The sequence below is a fragment of the Achromobacter sp. NFACC18-2 genome (genome assembly GCF_900108985.1).
Classification (GTDB): domain Bacteria; phylum Pseudomonadota; class Gammaproteobacteria; order Burkholderiales; family Burkholderiaceae_B; genus Achromobacter.
The window spans coordinates 123,934-143,349 of sequence record NZ_FNYM01000012.1 but is presented as its reverse complement, the minus strand read 5'-3'; the positions used below and the strand labels follow the sequence as shown (position 1 = coordinate 143,349).

Annotated in this window: 15 protein-coding genes; 8 read left to right on the top strand and 7 right to left on the bottom strand. The window is 67.0% G+C overall.

Going from position 1 to position 19,416, the window contains the following annotated elements; translation table 11 throughout:
* Positions 1-8 precede the first annotated feature (8 nt).
* From BMW75_RS18895 to BMW75_RS18880, 4 genes are all read right to left on the bottom strand, one after another.
* Entirely contained in the window at positions 9-371 is a 363-nt protein-coding gene (locus BMW75_RS18895) for a VanZ family protein (RefSeq protein WP_092581456.1), read from the bottom strand.
* A 127-nt stretch (positions 372-498) separates the two neighbouring features.
* Complete coding sequence (locus tag BMW75_RS18890; RefSeq protein ID WP_092581390.1) at positions 499-1,929, bottom strand: mannose-1-phosphate guanylyltransferase/mannose-6-phosphate isomerase; 1,431 nt, start codon at positions 1,927-1,929, stop codon at positions 499-501.
* Positions 1,930-1,934: 5 nt separating this feature from the next.
* Positions 1,935-2,387, bottom strand: coding sequence for a GDP-mannose mannosyl hydrolase (locus BMW75_RS18885; RefSeq protein WP_092581455.1), 453 nt, complete (start codon positions 2,385-2,387; stop codon positions 1,935-1,937).
* Positions 2,388-2,433: 46 nt separating this feature from the next.
* Entirely contained in the window at positions 2,434-3,843 is a 1,410-nt protein-coding gene (locus BMW75_RS18880) for an undecaprenyl-phosphate glucose phosphotransferase (protein ID WP_076520109.1), read from the bottom strand.
* Positions 3,844-4,085: 242 nt separating this feature from the next.
* On the opposite strand from BMW75_RS18880, the gene BMW75_RS18875 reads away from it, so the two are divergent.
* The 7 genes from BMW75_RS18875 (at position 4,086) to BMW75_RS18845 (ending at position 13,726) form a co-directional block, all read left to right on the top strand.
* Positions 4,086-5,222: a polysaccharide biosynthesis/export family protein gene (locus tag BMW75_RS18875; RefSeq protein WP_092581389.1), complete on the top strand. Its 1,137-nt coding sequence runs from the start codon at positions 4,086-4,088 to the stop codon at positions 5,220-5,222.
* Positions 5,223-5,289: 67 nt separating this feature from the next.
* Complete coding sequence (locus BMW75_RS18870; protein ID WP_092581388.1) at positions 5,290-7,551, top strand: GNVR domain-containing protein; 2,262 nt, start codon at positions 5,290-5,292, stop codon at positions 7,549-7,551.
* Between the two features lie 21 nt (positions 7,552-7,572).
* Entirely contained in the window at positions 7,573-8,970 is a 1,398-nt protein-coding gene (locus BMW75_RS18865; protein ID WP_092581387.1) for a phosphomannomutase/phosphoglucomutase, read from the top strand.
* A 13-nt stretch (positions 8,971-8,983) separates the two neighbouring features.
* On the top strand, positions 8,984-10,651 hold the full coding sequence (pgi, locus tag BMW75_RS18860) for a glucose-6-phosphate isomerase (RefSeq protein WP_076520113.1): 1,668 nt from the start codon (positions 8,984-8,986) through the stop codon (positions 10,649-10,651).
* Positions 10,652-10,663: 12 nt separating this feature from the next.
* Entirely contained in the window at positions 10,664-11,716 is a 1,053-nt protein-coding gene (gene galE / locus BMW75_RS18855; protein WP_092581386.1) for a UDP-glucose 4-epimerase GalE, read from the top strand.
* 211 nt (positions 11,717-11,927) lie between these two features.
* Positions 11,928-12,875 carry a serine O-acetyltransferase EpsC gene (gene epsC, locus BMW75_RS18850; RefSeq protein WP_076520115.1) on the top strand — a complete coding sequence of 316 codons (948 nt, stop codon included), beginning with the start codon at positions 11,928-11,930 and terminating at the stop codon, positions 12,873-12,875.
* A 32-nt stretch (positions 12,876-12,907) separates the two neighbouring features.
* Positions 12,908-13,726, top strand: a complete 819-nt coding sequence (locus tag BMW75_RS18845) for an NAD-dependent protein deacetylase (protein ID WP_092581385.1) — start codon at positions 12,908-12,910, stop codon at positions 13,724-13,726.
* Positions 13,727-13,910: 184 nt separating this feature from the next.
* Here BMW75_RS18845 and BMW75_RS18840 read toward each other — a convergent pair whose 3' ends face one another.
* The 3 genes from BMW75_RS18840 to BMW75_RS18830 all read right to left on the bottom strand — a co-directional run bounded on the left by BMW75_RS18840 (position 13,911) and on the right by BMW75_RS18830 (position 17,750).
* The gene (locus BMW75_RS18840) at positions 13,911-14,765 is read right to left on the bottom strand and encodes an inositol monophosphatase family protein (protein WP_092581384.1); all 855 of its coding nucleotides are present in this window, start codon (positions 14,763-14,765) and stop codon (positions 13,911-13,913) included.
* 107 nt (positions 14,766-14,872) lie between these two features.
* The gene (locus BMW75_RS18835) at positions 14,873-16,342 is read right to left on the bottom strand and encodes an NAD-dependent succinate-semialdehyde dehydrogenase (protein WP_076520118.1); all 1,470 of its coding nucleotides are present in this window, start codon (positions 16,340-16,342) and stop codon (positions 14,873-14,875) included.
* Positions 16,343-16,487: 145 nt separating this feature from the next.
* Complete coding sequence (locus BMW75_RS18830; protein ID WP_076520119.1) at positions 16,488-17,750, bottom strand: 4-aminobutyrate--2-oxoglutarate transaminase; 1,263 nt, start codon at positions 17,748-17,750, stop codon at positions 16,488-16,490.
* Positions 17,751-17,846: 96 nt separating this feature from the next.
* Between BMW75_RS18830 and BMW75_RS18825 the strand changes: the two genes are divergently transcribed.
* The gene (locus BMW75_RS18825) at positions 17,847-19,364 is read left to right on the top strand and encodes a MocR-like pyridoxine biosynthesis transcription factor PdxR (protein ID WP_371467355.1); all 1,518 of its coding nucleotides are present in this window, start codon (positions 17,847-17,849) and stop codon (positions 19,362-19,364) included.
* The last annotated feature ends 52 nt before the right edge of the window (positions 19,365-19,416 follow it).

The window sequence follows — 19,416 nt, the reverse complement described above, 5'->3', positions numbered from 1 at the left end:
TTGTGTCCTTAAGACTTAGTGACTGCACGAAAGGAGCCGATGGCTGCGGTACCAATGTGCAAAGAGATTACTGTTGCACCAGCCGCTGAGATATCGGCCAAAAGGTCTAAGAGTCCAGCCTCTCGATACGGAAAAAAGGACTGGATTGATTCATCCAGCGCACCCAGGGCGGTGGCCGCCAGCATGGCCACCAGCGCGGGGCGCCGGTTGACGGAGACGTAGATCAGCCCGGTCAGGAAGGCGTAGGCGGCCAGGTGCAGCCGCTTGTCGCCGAACGCATCGGACATGTCCGCCGCCAGCCCGGGCAGGTTGCCGACGGTGACCAGGACGATGAAAAATAGGGCCGCCACGGGCAGGCAGATCTTTGCCATGCCCGGGCGCCAGAAAGGCTCCCGAGCCGCAGGGACCTCTTCGCCGCCGGGCCGCCCCAAGGCGAAGACGGCCCCCTCGGGGGGCAGCAAGCGAGCGGAGCGAGTGCGGCGTGGGGGCTTATCAACTTCAGACACGGCCGTAGATGTCCTGGAAACGGACGATGTCGTCTTCGCCGAGGTAGGCGCCCGACTGCACCTCGATGATCTCCAGCGGGATCTTCCCCGGGTTTTCCAGGCTGTGGATCTCGCCCAGCGGGATGTAGGTCGACTGGTTCTCGGTCAGCAGGTACTGCTTATCGCCGTTGTAGATGCGCGCCGTGCCCGACACCACGATCCAGTGTTCGGCGCGATGGTGGTGCATCTGCGACGACAGGCGCGCGCCGGGCTTCACGGTGATGCGCTTGACCTGGTAGCGCGGCCCCTGTCCGACCGAGTCGTAAGACCCCCACGGCCGCTGGACCTCGCGGTGGTGGTTGAGTTCGGCGCGGTGCTGGGTCTTGAATGTCTCCACCAGGCGCTTGACGTCCTGCGAACGCGACTTGTGCGCCACCAGGACCGCATCGGCCGTCTCGATGACCACGATGTCGTCCAGCCCCACCGATGCCACCAGCCGGCTGGTCGAATGGATGAGGCAGTTGCGCGAGTCCTCCACCATGACGTCGCCGGTGGTGGAATTGCCCTCCACGCTCTTCTGGGCGATGCCCCAGACGGCGTCCCAGGCCCCGACGTCGCTCCACGAGGCGGCCAGCGGGATGACCACGGCGCTGTCGGTGCGCTCCATGATGGCGTAGTCCATCGAGTCGCTGGGGCAGGCTTCGAACGCCGGGCCGTCCAGGTGGAACAGTCCGTTGTCGCCATGGCCGGTGGCCACGGCCGCCTGCGCGTGTTCAAGGATCTTGGGCGCCAGCCGTCCCAGCTCGGCCAGGAAGACCGACGCCTGGAAGGCGAACATGCCGCTGTTCCAGTAGTAGCCGCCGTCCTCGATGAAGCGCTGGGCGACCTCGGGCGACGGCTTTTCGACGAAGCGGCGCACGCGGCGCGCCGGGGCCATGGCGCCCGGCTCGTCGGCCTGGATGTAGCCGTAGCCGCTGAGCGGCGCCGTCGGCTTGATGCCGAACGTCACCAGCGCGCCCTGGCGGGCCGCGTCGTAGGCCTGGGTGAAGGCCGCGCTGAGCACCTCGCCGTCTTCCAGCACATGATCGGACGGCATGATGAGCATGACCGGGTCTTCGCCATCCTGCATCGCCCGCAGCGTGGCGGCGGCGATGGCGGGCGCCGTGTTGCGCGCGAACGGCTCCAGGATGACTTCGACATCCTTGATCCCCAGTTCCTGCGCCTGTTCCGCCGCGATGTAGCGGTGCGCTTCGTTGCAGACGAGCATGGGCCGCGCCTGCGCGCCCGCCGAACTCAGCCGCAGCAGGGTGTTCTGCAGCAGACTGCGGTCATCGGTCAAACGGATGAACTGCTTGGGCAGCAGTTCGCGCGACAACGGCCACAGGCGCGAGCCTGAACCGCCGCAAAGAATGACTGCCCGGTACGGGGGAGGGGGGTTGGTCATGGCGCTCACTCCTTGAAGTAGGCCTGGGTGTAGGGATGCACGCCGGGATCGGCGGCGATCGCTTCTCCGGGCAGCCAGCGGTAGCCGCTGTGCTGGGCCAGGGGAAGGCTTGCGGTATCCAGGGAAAGCTCGGCCTCGTACGCGAGGACGACGTAGTGGGTGGAGCGTCCGGCTTCACCCGCGAAGTTGGTGCCGTAGAAATGCTCGTAGACGCCGCGCGGCGTCCAGGCCAGATCGGGCAGCGACAGGCCCAGCTCGTCCTGGACGATGCGGCGCAGCGCCTCGCGCAGGGGCTCGTTCTTGCGGATCCGCCCGCCGGGCACGAACCACGCGCCCTGGGCGGGGGGATTGGCGCGCAGCCCGGTCAGGTAGTTGCCGGCGCCGTCGCGCAGCAGCAGGTCGATCGACACCAGGGGCAGCATCTCCACCGCCTGGCGGAAGTCCGAGCGGGCCAGCATGCCGCGGCGCGCCGAAGGCGCTTCATGCACGGGCCATCCCAACGGCTTAGTAGACATTGCGGCCCGTCCATCCCGAGATCGCCGTGCGGGCGATGATCAGCAGATCCATCCTGAACGTCCAGTGCTGGATGTAGTAGATGTCATGCTCGACGCGGTCGCTCATCTTGCGCAGCGTGTCGGTCTGTCCACGAAAGCCGTTGACCTGCGCCCAGCCGGTGATGCCCGGCTTGACGCGATGGCGCATCATGTATCGCTGCACCAGGTCCTTGTACATTTCGTTGTGCTCCAGCGCGTGCGGACGCGGGCCCACCACCGACATGTCGCCCCGCAGCACATTGAGGAACTGCGGCAACTCGTCCAGGCTGGTCCGGCGCAGGAAGCCGCCGATGCGCGTGACCCGGCTGTCGTTGCGCGTGGCCTGCGTCACCACGCCCTGTTCCTGGTGCACGGTCATGGTGCGGAACTTGTAGACGTGGAACACCTTGCCGTCCACGCCCAGCCGCGGCTGCGTGAAGAACACCGGGCCGCGCGAGGTCAGCTTGATCAGCAGGGCCACCGTCAGCATCACCGGCGCCAGGCCGATCAGCGCGCACAGCGCGAAGCTGCGGTCGAACGCCTCCTTGGCCCAGCCGCGCACACCCGCGGCGGGCAGGCTGTTGAGCTGGATGGCGGGCAGTCCCAGGAATTCGCCGATGCGGTGGCCCAACAGCTGGATCGACATCACATCGGGAATCCAGCGGATATCCACCAGGTCGTTGCGCAGGTGATACAGCACTTCGCGTAGTTCCTGGCCCGCCTCCATCGGAAGCACGATCCAGATCTCGCGCACCTTGTTCTCGCGCACGAAGTCGCTCAGGTTTTCCAGGCCATGCAGACGGCGGACCTGCGGCGGCAGGATCTCATGCGGTTCGGCGTAGATACCCGAGATCTGATAGCCGGCCTCGCGGTACTTCTCCACCCGGCGCCACATGTCGTGCCCCAGCGCGCCAAAGCCCACGAGCAGCACGCGCTTTTTGTCCAGGCCGCGATCGCGCGCCGCGCCCAGCGCCGTATAGACGGCGACGCGCACGCCGGCCAGCGCCAGCGCCGTCATGCCGAACCAGGTTGCAGCCCATAAGCGGGATATCGCGCCGGTCTGGTGCATGAGAAAACTGACGAAGATGCCAAGCGCGAACACGGTGGCCCACGCGGCGATGCTGCGCACCAGCAGGTCGGTCAGCAGGCGCCCGCGCCAGGACACGTACAGGCGGAACGCCGGAAAGATCGCGATCGCGCCCAGGCCGCACAGGTAGATCAGGAACAGATGAATCTGCGGAGGATCCGCCAGGGCTTCATCCGAGAATTTCAAGCCGGTGGCAGTCAGGCCGCAGGTGATGACGATCGCGGCGTCGAGCAAGCGATAGAGATAGCTTGTCCCGCTGAATCTTGCCGACGTGTCCGTTTGGGACGGGTCCATCGCGCACTCCTGTTCGGAAGGGAGCGCTTTGCGCCAAGCAAAAACTGTGCAGTGCCGCAAAGCATGTGGCTACCGACAAAATCTTATTGAGTGCGCCGCCTACCCGAAACCTCCAAACGGTGTAGGAGAAGGCTTAAGGCATCCGTCGAATGTGCGGGCCTAGGAAAAGAGTGTGGAATGTCGCAACCCGTTACGCATCGGGCTCCTTTCCAAGCAACGAAGTCATTCACTGTGGATTTGCCATGACTACATTTTTCGGAACGTTGAGCCGAGCCATAGCCGCTATCGCGCTCGTGTCCTCGCTGGGCGCTTGCGCCTTGTCTCCCGGTATGACTTTCAGCGCGAACCACCTCGCGGACCCGCTGGATCCGGACTCCAAGGCCGTCATCAAGGAGATCACGCCATCCCTCGTTCTCGAAGAGCAGCGCGCACGCGAGGCGCTGCTGGACAACGAAGGCGTCAGCCACCTGATCGGCAAGCCGGGACCCTACCTCATCGGGCCGGGAGATATCCTCTCCATCGTCGTGTGGGATCACCCCGAACTCGTGCTTCCGACGCAAACCTACGCCATCGGGTCTGCGGCAACGGAACTAGCCATCGGGGATACCGCCTCGGGCATTCCGGGCTATACGGTCTCATCCTCGGGATATATCCAGTTTCCGTATACGGGACTGCTGAAAGTGGCGGGGTTGACGGAACTTCAGGCTCGCAATCTCATAGTGAATAGTTCGAGCAAGTACATACAGGACCCGCAGATCACCGTACGCGTTCTGGGATTTCGCAGTAAGCGCATCTTTGTCGACGGCGAGGTGACGACGCCGGGCACGGTTGCGATCAACGATGTTCCCATGACCCTGTTGGAGGCGCTCAACCGGGCCGGAGGCATTCTGCCGACCGGCGACCGCAGCGCGGTCTATGTGATCCGCGATGGCCGGCGTACTCGCGTGAACCTTCCCGCGCTGATCGAGCGCGGCCAGGACCTGAACCAGGTAATGCTCAAGCCAGGGGACATCGTGAGAGTCACGCCGCGCGACGACAGCAAAGTATTCGTGATGGGCGAAGTGTTCATCCCCGGTGCTTCCGTCATGCGTGATGGACGCATGTCGCTGACCGAGGCATTGGGCCTGGCAGGCGGGCCGAACCAGATCACGGCCGATACCTCACAAATATTTGTCGTGCGCGGCACGGAGGAGGCAAAGCCTTTGGTCTACCACTTGAACGCCGCGTCGCCGCAGGCCCTGGCCGTGGGCGCCAAGTTTGAATTGCAACCCAAGGATGTCGTGTTCGTGGATTCGGCCGGCCTGGTGCGGTGGAACCGCTTCATCAGCAACCTGTTCCCGAGCGCGCAAACCGTACAGACCGTCCGGTCCATCGATTAGTAGTCCGCCTCAAAAACCGCCTTTGGGGGCGCCGCATCCGCGGCGGCGCCCTCTCCTGGAGAGCTGCATGTCGTTGCCCATCGAATCTTTCGAGCCGTCCGTCCCGGCCCGTCAACAGGAAACCCCCTTGTCGTCCCACGTGGATGCCATTTTCTCCAACCGATGGATGATCATTGGGATCACCCTGCTCGCGTTTCTCGGCGCTTTGGCGTATGTGATGGTGACGCCCAAAGTCTATTCGGCCGACATCATCGTGCAGGTTGAAGAGGAGCTTCCGAACGGGCAGGCGCGCAGCCTGCTGGGCGATGTGTCGTCGATGTTCGATACCAAGGCGGAAACGTCGGGTGAAATGGAAGTGCTGCGCTCGCGCATGGTCGTCGGCCCGGCCGTCGACAAGTTCCTGCTCTACATCCACGCCAAGCCGCGCTACTTCCCGGTGGTGGGCGAGTGGCTGGCGCAGCGCTATGAAAGCCTGCCGTATCCGTCCGGCTTGCCGCGCGGGGGCTACGCCTGGGGCGGCGAGTCCATCGCGATTTCGCAACTGGACGTGCCCGATGAATGGCTGGGCAAGCCGTTTCGCGTGACCACGCTGGGAGAAGGCCGCTACACGCTGAGCGACAAGCTGACCGGCGCCACCTTCACCGGCGCGGTGGGCAAGCCCGAGCGCTTCCTGCTGCCGGGCGGCGGGGCGATGGATGTGCACGTCGATGCGTTGTCGGGGCGGCCGGGCACCGAGTTCACGGTGTCGCGCAGTTCCCGCCTGGCGGCGATCGAGAACGTGCAGGCGCGCATGGGCATCTTCGAGCGCGGCCGCGCCTCGGGCGTGATCGGCGTCACGCTGGAAGGCAACGATCCCGCGCTGACCACGGCGGTGCTCAACCAGATCGGCCAGGAATATGTCCAGCAGAACGTGAACCGCAAGTCGGCGCAGGCCGAGAAGTCGCTGGCCTTTCTTGAGCAGCAGCTCCCGCAGCTCAAGTCCGAGCTGGATGCCGCGGAAACCAAGTACAACGCGCTGCGCAACAAGCGCGGCACGATCGACCTGAGCGAAGAGGCCAAGCTGATCCTCGCGCAATCGGTGGACGCGCAGACCCGGGTGATGGAACTGCGCCAGAAGCGCCAGGAACTCATCACGCGCTTTGCGCCGACGCACCCGAGCATCGTGGGCATCGACCGCCAGATCGCGTCCCTGACGGGCGACGTCAACCGCCTGGGCAACAACATCAGGCAGCTTCCCGACCTGGAGCAGGACGTGGTGCGCCTGGTGCGCGACGTGCGCGTGAACACCGAGCTCTACACCGCGCTGCTCAACAACACCCAGCAGCTCAAGCTGATCCGCGCCGGCAAGGTGGGCAACGTGCGCATCCTGGACGCGGCCGTGCAGCCCGACAAGCCGGTCCGCCCCAAGGCCGCGATCATCATCGGCGTGGCCACGGCCATCGGGCTGATCTTCGCGATGCTGTGCGCGTTCGTGCGCAACGCGCTGTTCGGCGGCCTGTCCGAGCCGGAAGACGTCGAGCGCCACACGGGCCTTCCGGTGCTGGCCGCCATTCCGTACAGCGATGTGCAGGACAAGCTGTGGCGCCGCAGCCGGCGCAAGAACGCCACCGTGCCGGCGCTGCTGGCCCAGAGCCAGGGCAACTCGCCGCCCATCGAAAGCCTGCGGGCCTTCCGCAACGTGCTGCAGGCGTCGCTGCGCCAGTCGACCAACAACATGGTCATGTTCACCGGTCCGGTGGCGGGCGTGGGCAAATCCTTCCTGTCCGCCAATTTTGCCTTCATCCAGGGCGGCGTGGGCAAGCGCGTGCTGCTGATCGATGCCGACTTCCGCAAGGGCCAGCTCAACCGCTACTTCGGCGTGCCGAAGGAGGACGGCCTGTTCGAAGTGCTGACCGGCACGATCCCGCTCAGCCGCGTCAGAAAGCACAGCGTGTCCGAGGGCGTGGACTTCATCGCCACGGGCGCCGTCACCTTCGATCCTTCCGAGCTGCTGGCCTCGCCGGTGTTCGGCGAAACCCTGCGTGAACTGGCGACGCAGTACGACATGGTGATCCTGGACACGGCGCCCGTGCTGTCGTCTCCGGACGCGGCCGTGGTGGGCACGCATGCCGCCGCGGTCATGGTGGTGGTGCGGTCGGGCATGAACACGGTGGGCGAGATCCGCGAGACGGCCAAGCGCCTGATCCAGGCGGGCGCGCCGGTGGACGGTGTGCTGTTCAACGGTCTCAAGCTGCTGCCCGAGCGCTTCGGCTTCCGCTCCAAGTACGGTGGTTATCGATACTCCCGCGCGGCGTACTACGGCGATTTGAAACAGAACGGTCCCAAGTGAACGCCACCCGGAGAAACTGGCATGCATGGAACTTTTGGGTGGGAAACGCCGCAAATCCTGGATGCGGTTTTCAAGGCTTATGACATACGCGGGACGGTGCCGGACGAGTTGGATGCAAGGTTTGCCCACAGCCTGGGGATGGCGGTGGGCACCAAGGCCCGCGAGCAGGGGGCGCGGTCGATCGTGGTGGGCAGGGACGGCAGGCTGAGCAGCGTGGAGCTTTCCGCGGCGCTGCAGGCCGGGCTGCGCTCGGCCGGCATGCACGTCATCGACATCGGCATGGCGACCACCCCGATGGTGTATTTCACGACGCGGCTGATGGACACCGGCACCGGCATCGCCGTGACGGGCAGCCACAATCCCCCCGCGCACAACGGTTTCAAGATCGTGATGGAAGGCGGGTCGCTGTATGGCGAGGGCCTGACCGCCCTGCGCGATGCCATGCGCCTGCCGATCGAGGCGGCGGCCACGCCCGGCGGCCGCACGCAGATGCAGATCACGCCCTGCTACGCGGCGCGCCTGGTGGGCGACATCCGCATGGCCCGTCCCATGAAGATCGCCATCGACTGCGGCAGCGGCGTGGCGGGCGCGGTGGCGCCGGCGCTGTTCCGCGCGCTGGGCTGCGAAGTGACGGAGCTGTTCTGCGAGGTGGATGGGTCCTTCCCCGGCCACCATCCCGATCCGGCCGACCCGCACAACCTGCAGGACCTGATCTATTGCCTGCGTTATTCGGACTGCGAGGTCGGCCTGGCATTCGACGGCGACGGCGACCGCCTCGGGGTGGTGACAAAATCGGGACAGATAATCTGGCCGGATCGCCAGCTCATCCTCTTTGCGCGCGACGTGCTGGCGCGCAACCCGGGCGCCGAGGTCATTTATGACGTCAAGTGCAGCCGCCACGTGGCCCGCGCCATCACCGAGGCGGGCGGCAAAGCCACCATGTGGAAGACGGGACATTCCCTGATCAAGGCCAAGATGCGCGAGTCGGGAGCGCTACTTGCTGGGGAGATGAGCGGCCACATTTTCTTCAGGGAGCGCTGGTATGGCTTTGACGACGGCATCTATGCCGCCGCCCGCCTGCTGGAGATCCTGTCGTCGGCGCCGGACCCCTCGGCTTTGCTGGAAAGCTTGCCGCAGTCCTGCGCCACCCCCGAATTGAAACTGGAAACCACCGAAGGCGTCGAGCTGGTGCAGGCGCTGCGCGATCAAGGGGAATTCCCCGGTGCAGTGTCGATCAACGAGCTCGACGGGATCCGTGTGGACTACGCCGACGGCTTCGGCCTCGCGCGTCCGTCCAACACCACGCCGACGGTGGTACTCCGGTTCGAAGGAGACAACGTGGCCGCACTGGCTCGTATCGAGGAGGACTTCCGCAAGGCGTTCAAGCGCATTGCACCTCACATTCGTTTACCGTTCTAAGGAGCATCACGCGATGGGAAAGGCTCAACAGGCGATTGAGGCGTTAAGGGCAGACTCCGGGCTGGCGGACAGCCCGGAGTGGGTGGCTTTCGCGCAGGCCGCGCAAAGCGCCGAATTGGACGCCAGCGCGCTCAAGGTGATCGAAGCGGCAGGGTTGTGCGTGGACCTGACCATGCAGCGCCAGTCTGCGGCGCTGGACAGCGCCGGACAGGCGCTGCTGCAGGCGCGTGGACTGGACGAGGCGCGACGCGCGCTGTTTGCCGGGGAGCCGGTCAACTGGACCGAAAACCGGGCGGCATGGCATACCGCGTTGCGGGCCGGGCGCACGCGCGAACAGCCGGAAGGGCAGGACGCGGACTCCGTCTGCGAGTATTCGCGCATGACCGACTTCGTGCGGCGCGTGGACCAGACGGCCGATTTTTCCAACGTCCTGCACATCGGCATCGGCGGCAGCGACTGGGGGCCGCGCCTGGCGGTGCAGGCCTTCGGCGGACCGCTGCAGCGCCGCCAGATCCGCTTCGTGTCCAATATCTGCGGCCATGCCTTCCATGACGCTGTGGCCGGGCTGGACCCGCGCCGCACGCTGGTGGTCGTGTCGTCCAAATCGTTCACCACGTCCGAGACCCTGCACAACGCCCGCGCGGCGATCGCGTGGCTCAAGCAGGGCGGCGTGGCCGACGTGTCCGACCACCTGGCGGCGGTGACCGCCAACGCCCCGGCCGCCCGTGCGCTGGGCGTGCCTTCCAGCCAGGTCTTCAAGATGTGCGACTGGGTGGGCGGACGCTATTCCGTGTGGTCGGTCGCCGGCCTGTCGATTGCGCTCACCGTGGGCGCCGACGTGCTGATCGGCATGCGCGCCGGGGCCGAGGCCATGGACCAGCACTTCAAGCAGGCCCCGTTCGCCTCCAACGCGCCGGTGCAGCTGGCGCTGGCCGGGCTGGTCAATTGCAGCGTGCTGGGATTCAATTCGCTGAACGTCGCCGCCTATAGCGCGCGCCTGCTGCATCTGGTGACCTACCTGCAGCAGCTCGAGATGGAATCGCTGGGCAAGCGGGTCGCGGGCGATGGCGCCGCGGTCGGCGTGCCGACGGCGCCCATCATCTGGGGCATGCCGGGCACCGACGGGCAGCACACTTTCTTCCAGTGGCTGCACCAGAGCGAGGAAGGCGCGCCGGTGGACTTCATCGCCAGCCTGCAGGGCCATGCCGACAGTCCCGACGCGCACCGCATGCTGCTGGCCAACTGCCTGGCGCAGCGTCAGGCGCTGCTGCGCGGCAAGAGCCTGGAGCAGGCGCTGCTGGACGTGGCGCACATCGACGACCAGGAGCGCGCGCTCAGCCTGGCGCACCACATGGTGCACCCGGGCGGACGGCCTTCGACCCTGATCGTCCTGCGCCAGCTCGATCCGCGCGGCCTGGGCGCGCTGCTGGCCCTGTACGAGCACAAGGTGTTCGTGCAGAGCGTGGTCTGGGGCATCAACCCGTTCGACCAATATGGCGTGGAACTGGGCAAGCGGCTGGCCAGCGGCATCGAGCGCGAGCTGGCGGTGCCGGTGTCGGCGGGCGTGGTCGATTGGGGCCACGATGCGTCGACGTCGTACTGGATCGACCGCTACCGCAGCCACGCGCAGGCGCCGCGTCCCCGCCATGCGTGGGTGCCGGGCATGACGGCCCATCTCTGACGGAGCGCGGACATGCCGGACACGCACGTGCTGGTGACGGGCGGCGCAGGCTACATCGGCACGCATACCCTGGTGGCGATGCTCGCGGCAGGCCTGCGGCCGCTGGTGCTGGACAACTTCAGCAACGGCAGCCGCGAGGCCGTGCGCCGCGTGGAGCAGCTTTGCGGCGCACCCATCCCGTTGATCGAAGGCGACATCCGCACGCCGGGCCTGGTGGCCTCGGTGCTGGCGGATGCCGCGGCCCGGGGCAGGCCGGTGCAGTCCGTGCTGCACCTGGCCGGCTGCAAGGCGGTGGGCGAGTCGGTGGCGGACCCGCTCAAGTACTACGACAACAATGTGCAGGGGTCGCTCGTGCTGCTGAGCGCCATGCGCGAGGCCGGCGTGTCGCGGCTGGTGTTCAGCTCGTCGGCGACGGTCTATGGTGAACCGCAGTACCTGCCGTTCACCGAGGCCCATCCGCTGGCGCCGACCAACCCCTACGGCCGGACCAAGCTGATCGTCGAGGACATGCTGCGCGACCTGTGCGTGGCCAGTCCGGCGTTCAGCGTCGTCACGCTGCGCTACTTCAATCCCATCGGCGCCCACCCCAGCGGCCTGATCGGTGAAAGTCCGCGCGACCTGCCCAACAATCTCTTTCCATTCATCACGCAGGTGGCGGTGGGACGCCAGCCCTTCCTGCGCGTGTTCGGCGACGACTACGACACCGTTGACGGCACCGGCGTGCGCGATTACCTGCACGTCATGGACCTGGCGCGCGGACACGTGCAGGCGCTGGCCTATGCCGACGCCCATCCCGGCTTTGTCGCCGTCAACCTGGGCACGGGGCAGGGCACCAGCGTCCTGGAGCTGGTGCGCGCGTTCGAACGGGTCAACGGCTGCAAGATCCCGCTGCGTGTCCTGCCGCGGCGCGCGGGCGATGTCGAGCGCATGTGGGCCAACCCCGCGCTGGCGGCGTCGCTGCTGGGATGGCGCAGCACCTACGACGTGGAATCCATGTGCGCGGACGGCTGGCGCTGGCAACAGGGCAACCCGCAGGGGTACGAGGTGGAACCGGCCGCCGCATGATGCGCACACCGAGCGCGCACGCCGCAAAACCCCAACGCCATATCGGATGACTTCCAGCCGATGCGCCGGAGCGGTTACAGTTGACGGAAATATTGCGAAGCAGCATTGCCCGGCGCACCGGCCGGGGGCTTCGCATCGTCAGCGAGGCAAACTCCATGTTCGAGATCCATCCCTCCGTCCGATCCGCCGGCCCCCTTTCGGGAGCTCGGCAATGAACGGCCCCACCTACCTGCCCACCGCGCACTGGAACCTGGACAGCATCGTGTCCGGCCTGCGCGAGGCGCGCGTCGCCTGGCGCGGCCCGCGCGGACGCCTGCGCGACGACGCCGGCGCGCGTGAATTCCCGTCGCAGGAAAGCCTGCGCCAGATCGTCAAGAGCCTCTGTGGCGCCTTGTTCCCCATGCGATTGGGGCCCATCGACCTGCGCGAAGAGGTCGAGGACTTCTACGTGGGCCACACCATCGGCGCCGCGCTGGATGCCTTGCTGCACCAGGTCGGGCTGGAACTGCAGTATGTGAACCGCGACGACCCCACGCTGCTGGCGCACACGCAGCAGCGCGCCATCGACATCGTGCGGCAGTTCGGCGCCGAGCTGCCCGCGCTGCGCGCGGCGCTCGACCTGGACGTGATGGCCGCCTACCAGGGCGATCCCGCGGCGCACAGCGTCGACGAAGTCCTGTTGTGCTATCCGGGCGTGGTGGCCATGATCCATCACCGCCTCGCCAACGTCCTGTACCGCCTGGGCGTGCCGATGCTGGCGCGCATCGTGGCCGAGATCGCGCACGCGGATACCGGCATCGACATCCACCCCGGCGCCACCATCGGCCGCAGCTTCTTCATCGACCACGGCACCGGCGTGGTGATCGGAGAGACCGCCATCATCGGCGACCGCGTGCGGCTCTACCAGATGGTCACGCTGGGCGCCAAGCGCTTTCCGCCCGGCGAAAACGGCGAACTCAAGAAGGGCCTGCCGCGCCACCCGCTGATCGAGGACGATGTGGTCATCTATGCGGGCGCGACGATCCTGGGCCGGGTGACCATCGGCAAGGGCTCGACCATCGGCGGCAACGTCTGGCTCACGCGCAGCGTGCCGCCGGGCAGCAACGTCACGCAGGCCAGCCTGGTCAGCGACATGCCGGATTGCGGCCTGGGCGGCTGAACACCGCCCGCCACCACGTGGAGAATCGAGGATTGGATACCGCACATTCGGAGCTGGCCGCGCTGCGCGGCTTCATCGACCGCCACCCCCGGCTGTTCGTCCTGACCGGAGCAGGGGTCAGCACCGATTCCGGCATCCCCGATTACCGGGACACCGACGGCGAGTGGAAGCGCCAGCAGCCCATGACGCTGCAGACCTTCATGGGCGGCGAGCTGGCCCGGTCGCGCTATTGGGCGCGCAGCATGGTGGGCTGGCGCCGCTTCGGGCAGGTGCGGCCCAATGCCTCGCACCTTGCGCTGGCGCGCCTGCAGGCGCGCGGCCATGTGTCCATCCTGGTGACGCAGAACGTCGACGGCCTGCACGAGGCCGCCGGCAGCCACGACGTGGTGGACCTGCACGGGCGGCTGGACGCCGTGCGCTGCATGAATTGCGACTGGCGCGGCGGCCGCCACGACTGGCAGGACGCGCTGCACGCGCTGAACCCGGACTGGATGAAGTTCGAGGCCAGCGATGCGCCCGATGGCGACGCCGATCTCGATGGCCACGACTTTTCGCGCTTTGCCGTGCCGCCCTGTCCGCGCTGCGGCGGCATCGTCAAGCCGGATGTGGTGTTCTTCGGCGAAACCGTGCCGCGCGAGCGGGTGGACCGGGCCAACGCGGGCCTGGAGGGCGCCGACGCCGTGCTGGTGGTGGGCTCGTCGCTGATGGTGTATTCGGGCTACCGTTTCGTGACCGCCGCCTCGCGCAACGGGATTCCCATTGCCGCCATCAACCTGGGCCGCACCCGCGCCGACAGCCTCCTGACCCTCAAGGTGGAGCAGCCCTGCGCGCTGGCGCTGGAGTCGCTGTAGCGCGCGGGCGCCCGGCCGGGTGGGGCGGGAAGTTGTTGACCGGTCTAAGCAAGTGCTTGCCGGGCAACGTTTTTTTCGGCCGGTTACAGACCTTTCCATAGGGTTGTCCACAGGAACTGGGGATAACTCCTAGGGATAACCCCATATTTTCAGGGGTGGCGTATCCGCTTCTGTCAAGCCTCTGTCACGTTTCGATGCCTTCCGATGCGTCCCCGAGCAGCGCCTTGCGCGCTGCGTGCCAGCTTCCTGCGTCCGGCGCGTACAGCAGTCCGCCGCTGCGATGGGTGGGCTTGTAGGGGGAGCCGTCGAAATGCGCGGCGTAGCCGCCCGCTTCCCGGTGCAGCAGCCAGCCGGCGGCGTGGTCCCATGCGGTGAGCTGGTTGTACAGCGAGACATGGCAGTGGCCGGCCGCGAGCATGCGGTACTCGTGCGCGGCGCACCGCAGGCTGGCCGTGCTGCCAAGGCGCGAGAGGTTGCCGTTGACGGTGGTGCGCAGCGGCTCGGGCAGGGCGCCGGTGGCGATGAAGCCGTCCATGTCTTCGGGGGGCGCGGGAGGCGCGACGGTGAGGGGGACCCGCCGGCCGCCTTCATATTCGAGCCAGGCGCCTTCGCCGCGCACGGCCAGCGCGCTGTCGCGGCTGACCGGGTCGTAGATCACGCCGGCGATCACGTCGCCGCGATGGCAGGCCGCTATCATCATGCCGAAGAGCGGCAGGCCGGCGACGTAATTGCGCGTGCCGTCGATGGGATCGATGAGGAAAGCCAGGTCGGCGTCGACCAGCATGTTCAAGAGGGCGGGATTGCGCGCGGAGGCTTCCTCGCCGATCAGCACGGCGCCGGGATGCAGCTTGCCCAGGCGCGATGCGATCAGGCGTTCGGCGGCTTCGTCGGCGTCGGTGACCAGATCGCGCACGGAGCTTTTGCCGCGCACCGACCCTTCGGGCAGGTTGCGAAAGCGGGGCATGACCTCGGTTTGCGCGGATTCCGCCAGGATGGCCGCCAGCTTGCGGGTGTCCTCAAGGGTGAAGGTTCTGCTCATACGGACTCGTCCAGGGAACGCGCAAATCTACCATGCCTGGAGCGTATCCGAATGAAGCGCGCGCGCGTATCGGCCACATGGCGTGGTCGATACGCGCGCGCCGGACATCATGCGCCCAGGTCGACGCAGAGGTACTTGATCTCCAGGTACTCTTCGATGCCGTACTTGGAGCCTTCGCGGCCCAGGCCCGACTGCTTGACGCCGCCGAAGGGGCCGACCTCGTTGGAGATGAGGCCGGTGTTGATGCCGACGATGCCATATTCCAGCGCCTCGGACACGCGCCAGATGCGGGCGTAGTCGCGGGTGAAGAAGTAGGCGGCCAGGCCGAAGATGGTGTCGTTGGCCATGCCGATGACTTCGTCTTCGGCGTCAAAGCGGAACAGCGGCGCCACCGGGCCGAAGGTCTCTTCGCTGGCAAAGCGCATCGACTGGGTCACGTCGCGCACGACGGTCGGTTCGAAGAACGTGCCGCCCTTGGCGTGCGGCTTGCCGCCGGCGATGACCTTGGCGCCGTTCGCCGTGGCGTCGGCGATGTGCTCCTGCACCTTTTCCACGGCGTTGCGGTCGATCAGCGGGCCCTGCGTCACGCCGTCTTCAAAGCCGTCGCCCACCTTCATGGCGTTGACCTTGGCGACCAGGCGCTTGGCGACTTCTTCGTAGACGCCGGCCTGCACGTAGATGCGGTTGGCGCACACGCAGGTCTGGCCGGCGTTGCGGTACTTCGAGGCGAGGATGCCGTCGACCGCCTTGTCCAGGTCGGCATCGTCGAACACGATGAAGGGCGCGTTGCCGCCCAGTTCCAGCGACAGCTTCTTGATGGTGGGGGCGCATTGCTCCATCAGCGTGCGGCCGACTTCGGTCGAGCCCGTGAAGCTCAGCTTGCGCACGACGTCGCTTTCGCACAGGGCCGCGCCGATGTCGCGCGAGCTGCCGGTGATGACGTGGAACACGCCGGCCGGCACGCCGGCTTCCTCGGCCAGCACCGCCAGCGCCAGCGCGGTCAGCGGCGTCTGCTGCGCGGGCTTGACCACCATGGTGCAGCCGGCGGCCAGCGCGGGGCCGACCTTGCGGGTGATCATGGCGGCGGGGAAGTTCCAGGGCGTGATCGCGGCGGTGACGCCGATGGGCTGCTTGAGCGCCATCAGGCGCTGGCCGGCCTTGGGGCTTTGCAGGATGTCGCCGTCGATGCGCTTGGCTTCTTCGGCGAACCACTCCAGGAACGAGGCGGCGTAGGCGATTTCGCCCGCGGCTTCGGTGACGGGCTTGCCCTGTTCGGACGTCATGATGGCGGCCAGGTCCTGCTGGTTCTGCATCATGAGCTGCGCCCACTTCAGCAGGATCGCGGCGCGTTCCTTGCCGGTCTTGGCGCTCCAGGCGGGCAGCGCGGCCTGGGCGCTGGCGATGGCCTGTTCGGTTTCCTTGCGGCCCAGCTTGGGCACCGACACGATGGTCTTGCCGGTGGAGGGGTTGTCCACGGGAATGGATGCGCCGCCGTTGGCGCCTACCCACTTGCCGTCGATGTAGCAGGCGTCGCGCAGCAGGTCGGGACGCGAGAGGGGATGGGTCAATGCTGTCATGTCGGGAGTCTCCTTGAAAGGCGCGGCGAGCCAAGCGACTGCGGGCGCGGCAGGCGTGCGGCCTGGTTATCAAGCCGCCTTGCCTGCTACGCCCGCAATCGTTGTTCCTGCCGGCCGAATAACCGGTTATTCAGGGCCTGTCGCCTCAGGCGGCCAGCGCCTCGGACAGGATATCCAGCGCGCGTGCGAACTGGGCGTCGGGAATGGTCAAGGGATACAGGAAGCGCAGGACGTTCCCATACACACCGCAGCTTAGCAAAATCAGGCCTTTCTCGATGGCGCGCTGTTGCACGCGCTTGACCGCTTCGGCGTCGGGCTTGCCGGCCGCGTCGTTCAGTTCCAGCGCCACCATCGAGCCCAGGCCGCGCACGTCGGCGATGCCGGGCACCTTGCCACGCAGCCCTTCCAGGTGCGCGCGCAGCTTGTCGCCCAGTTGGGTGGCGCGTTCGCACAGCTTTTCCTCGGCGATCACGTCCAGCACGGCATGCGCGGCGGCGACCGCCAGCGGGTTGCCGGCGTAGGTGCCGCCCAGGCCGCCCGCGGCGGGACCGTCCATCACGTCGGCGCGGCCGACCACGCCGGAGATCGGCAGGCCGCCGCCCAGGCTCTTGGCCATGGTGATGAGGTCGGCCTGCACGCTGTGGTGTTCCATGGCGAACAGCTTGCCGGTGCGGCCAAAGCCCGTCTGGACTTCGTCGGCGATCAGCAGGATGCCGTGTTCGTCGCAGACTTTGCGCAGCGCCGTCATCAGTTCGGGCGGCGTGATGTTGAAGCCGCCTTCGCCCTGCACGGGCTCGATGATGATGGCCGCGACGCGCTTGGGATCGATGTCCACCTTGAACAGCAGGTCCAGCGCCTTGAGCGAATCGGCCACGCTGATGGACTGCGTGGCGTTGGGGAACGGCACGTGATAGATGTCGCCGGGCATGGGGCCGAACGACAGCTTGTAGGGGGCGACCTTGCCGGTCAGCGCCATGCCCAGCATCGTGCGGCCATGGAAGGAGCCCGAGAAGGCGATGACGCCAGAGCGGCCCGTGGCCGACCGGGCGATCTTGACGGCGTTTTCGACGGCTTCGACGCCGGTCGTGAAGAAGGCGGTCTTCTTCAGGCCGTCGATGGGGGCTAGGCGGTTGATGCGCTCGGCCAGCGAGATATAGCCTTCATACGGCACGATCTGGTAGGCCGTGTGCGTGAAGTTGTCCAGTTGCGCGGCGACCGCGGCCTTGACCTTCGGGTGCAGGTGGCCGGTGTTCAGGACGGCGATGCCGCCCGCGAAATCGATGTATTCCTTGCCCTCGGCGTCCCACAGCGTGGCGTTTTCCGCGCGCACGGCATAGAAGTCGCACATGACGCCGACGCCGCGCGGCGTGGCCAGGGAACGGCGGGTATTCAGATCCTGATTCTTCATCTCGGTCTCGATGAGAGTGATGGGCGGTAAAGCACCTATTTAATGCTACGATGGCCCCACTTGTGGGAACCACTTTGATAAATCAGGTAGAACCAATTGCGGTCCATTGTCGGTGATCTGCTGCTGCTGCGTCTGGCCGACGGCGCCAGCGAGCCCATGAACAAGCGGCTGTACCGTGGCATCCGCGAAGCCATCCTGGATGGATCCATTGCCGCGGACTCGCGCCTGCCCGCCACGCGCGACCTGGCGGCCGAGCTGGGCATCGCCCGCAACACCGTGGTCCACGTCTACAGCCAGCTTCTGGCCGAAGGCTATACCCGCAGCCGGCAGGGCAACGGCACCTTCGTCAACGCGTCGGTGCCCGATTCCTACCTGGCCAGCGGCCGGCGCGCGCGCCAGGCGCAGCAGGCGCAGGCGCGTCCGGCCCTGTCGCCGCGCGGCGCGGCCATCGTGGACGGGGCGTCGGCCTCGCCCTACCAGTGGGGCGCCTTCATGCCGGGCGTGCCCGACCTGACCGAGTTCCCGCACAAGAAGTTCGGCCGCATCCACAGCGCGCTGTGGCGCAATCCGTCGCCGGACCTGCTGAGCTATTCGTACGGCGGCGGCCTGCCCGCGCTGCGCGAGGCGCTGGCGCAGCATCTGGCGCTGACGCGGTCGATCGACTGCGACCCCGAGCAGATCATCATCACCGAAGGCTCCCACCAGGCCATCGACCTGACCACCCGCATCCTGGGCGAGGCGGGCGAGACCGCGTGGGTCGAAGACCCGGGGTATTGGGGCGCGCGCACCATCCTGCAGGCCAACGGCCTGCGCACCGTGCACCTGCCGGTGGACGAGGAGGGCATGCGCCTGCCCGATACCCCCGGCACGCCGCCGCGCTTCATCTTTGTGACGCCGTCGCACCAGTACCCGCTGGGGCCCGTCATGTCGCTGGCGCGCCGGCGCCAGTTGCTGGCGGTGGCGCGCCAGAGCGCAAGCTGGATCATCGAAGACGACTACGACAGCGAATTCCGCTTCTCGGGCCGGCCCATCGCCTCGCTGCTGGGCCTGGAGCCCGATGCGCCGGTGATTTACATGGGCACCTTCAGCAAGACGCTGTACCCGGGTCTTCGCGTGGGTTACCTGGTGCTGCCCAAGGCCCTGACCGCGGCGTTCCAGGCCGCGCACGCGGAGCTGTACCGGGAAGGGCACCTGATGACGCACGCGGCGCTGGCGATCTTCATTTCCGAAGGCCACTACGCGGCCCACATCCGACGCATGCGCATGCTGTACGGGCGGCGCCGCGCCATGCTGGTCAACCTGATCGAACGGCGGCTGGGGCCGGACTGGCTGTACCGCGACGCCAGCATGGCCGGCCTGCACCTGGTGCTGACGCTGCCGCCGGACATGGACGACCTGCGCGTGGTGGAGGTGGCGCGCAGCAAGGGCGTGCTGACGCGGGCGCTGTCGCGCTACTACGTCAACGACGAGGGGCGGCGGCCTGGCCTGCTGCTGGGCTACGCCTGCGTGCCCGAGCACGACATCGCGCGCAAGTTCGAGGTGCTGCTGGAAAGCCTGGCGGAAGTGGCGCGAAAGCCAGCGTTGGCCGCGGCGATGGGTGCGACCGGTGTCTGACACCCTTGTGGCACCGGCGTGGATTGAAGATGGGTTCTGCGGGTGTCAGACA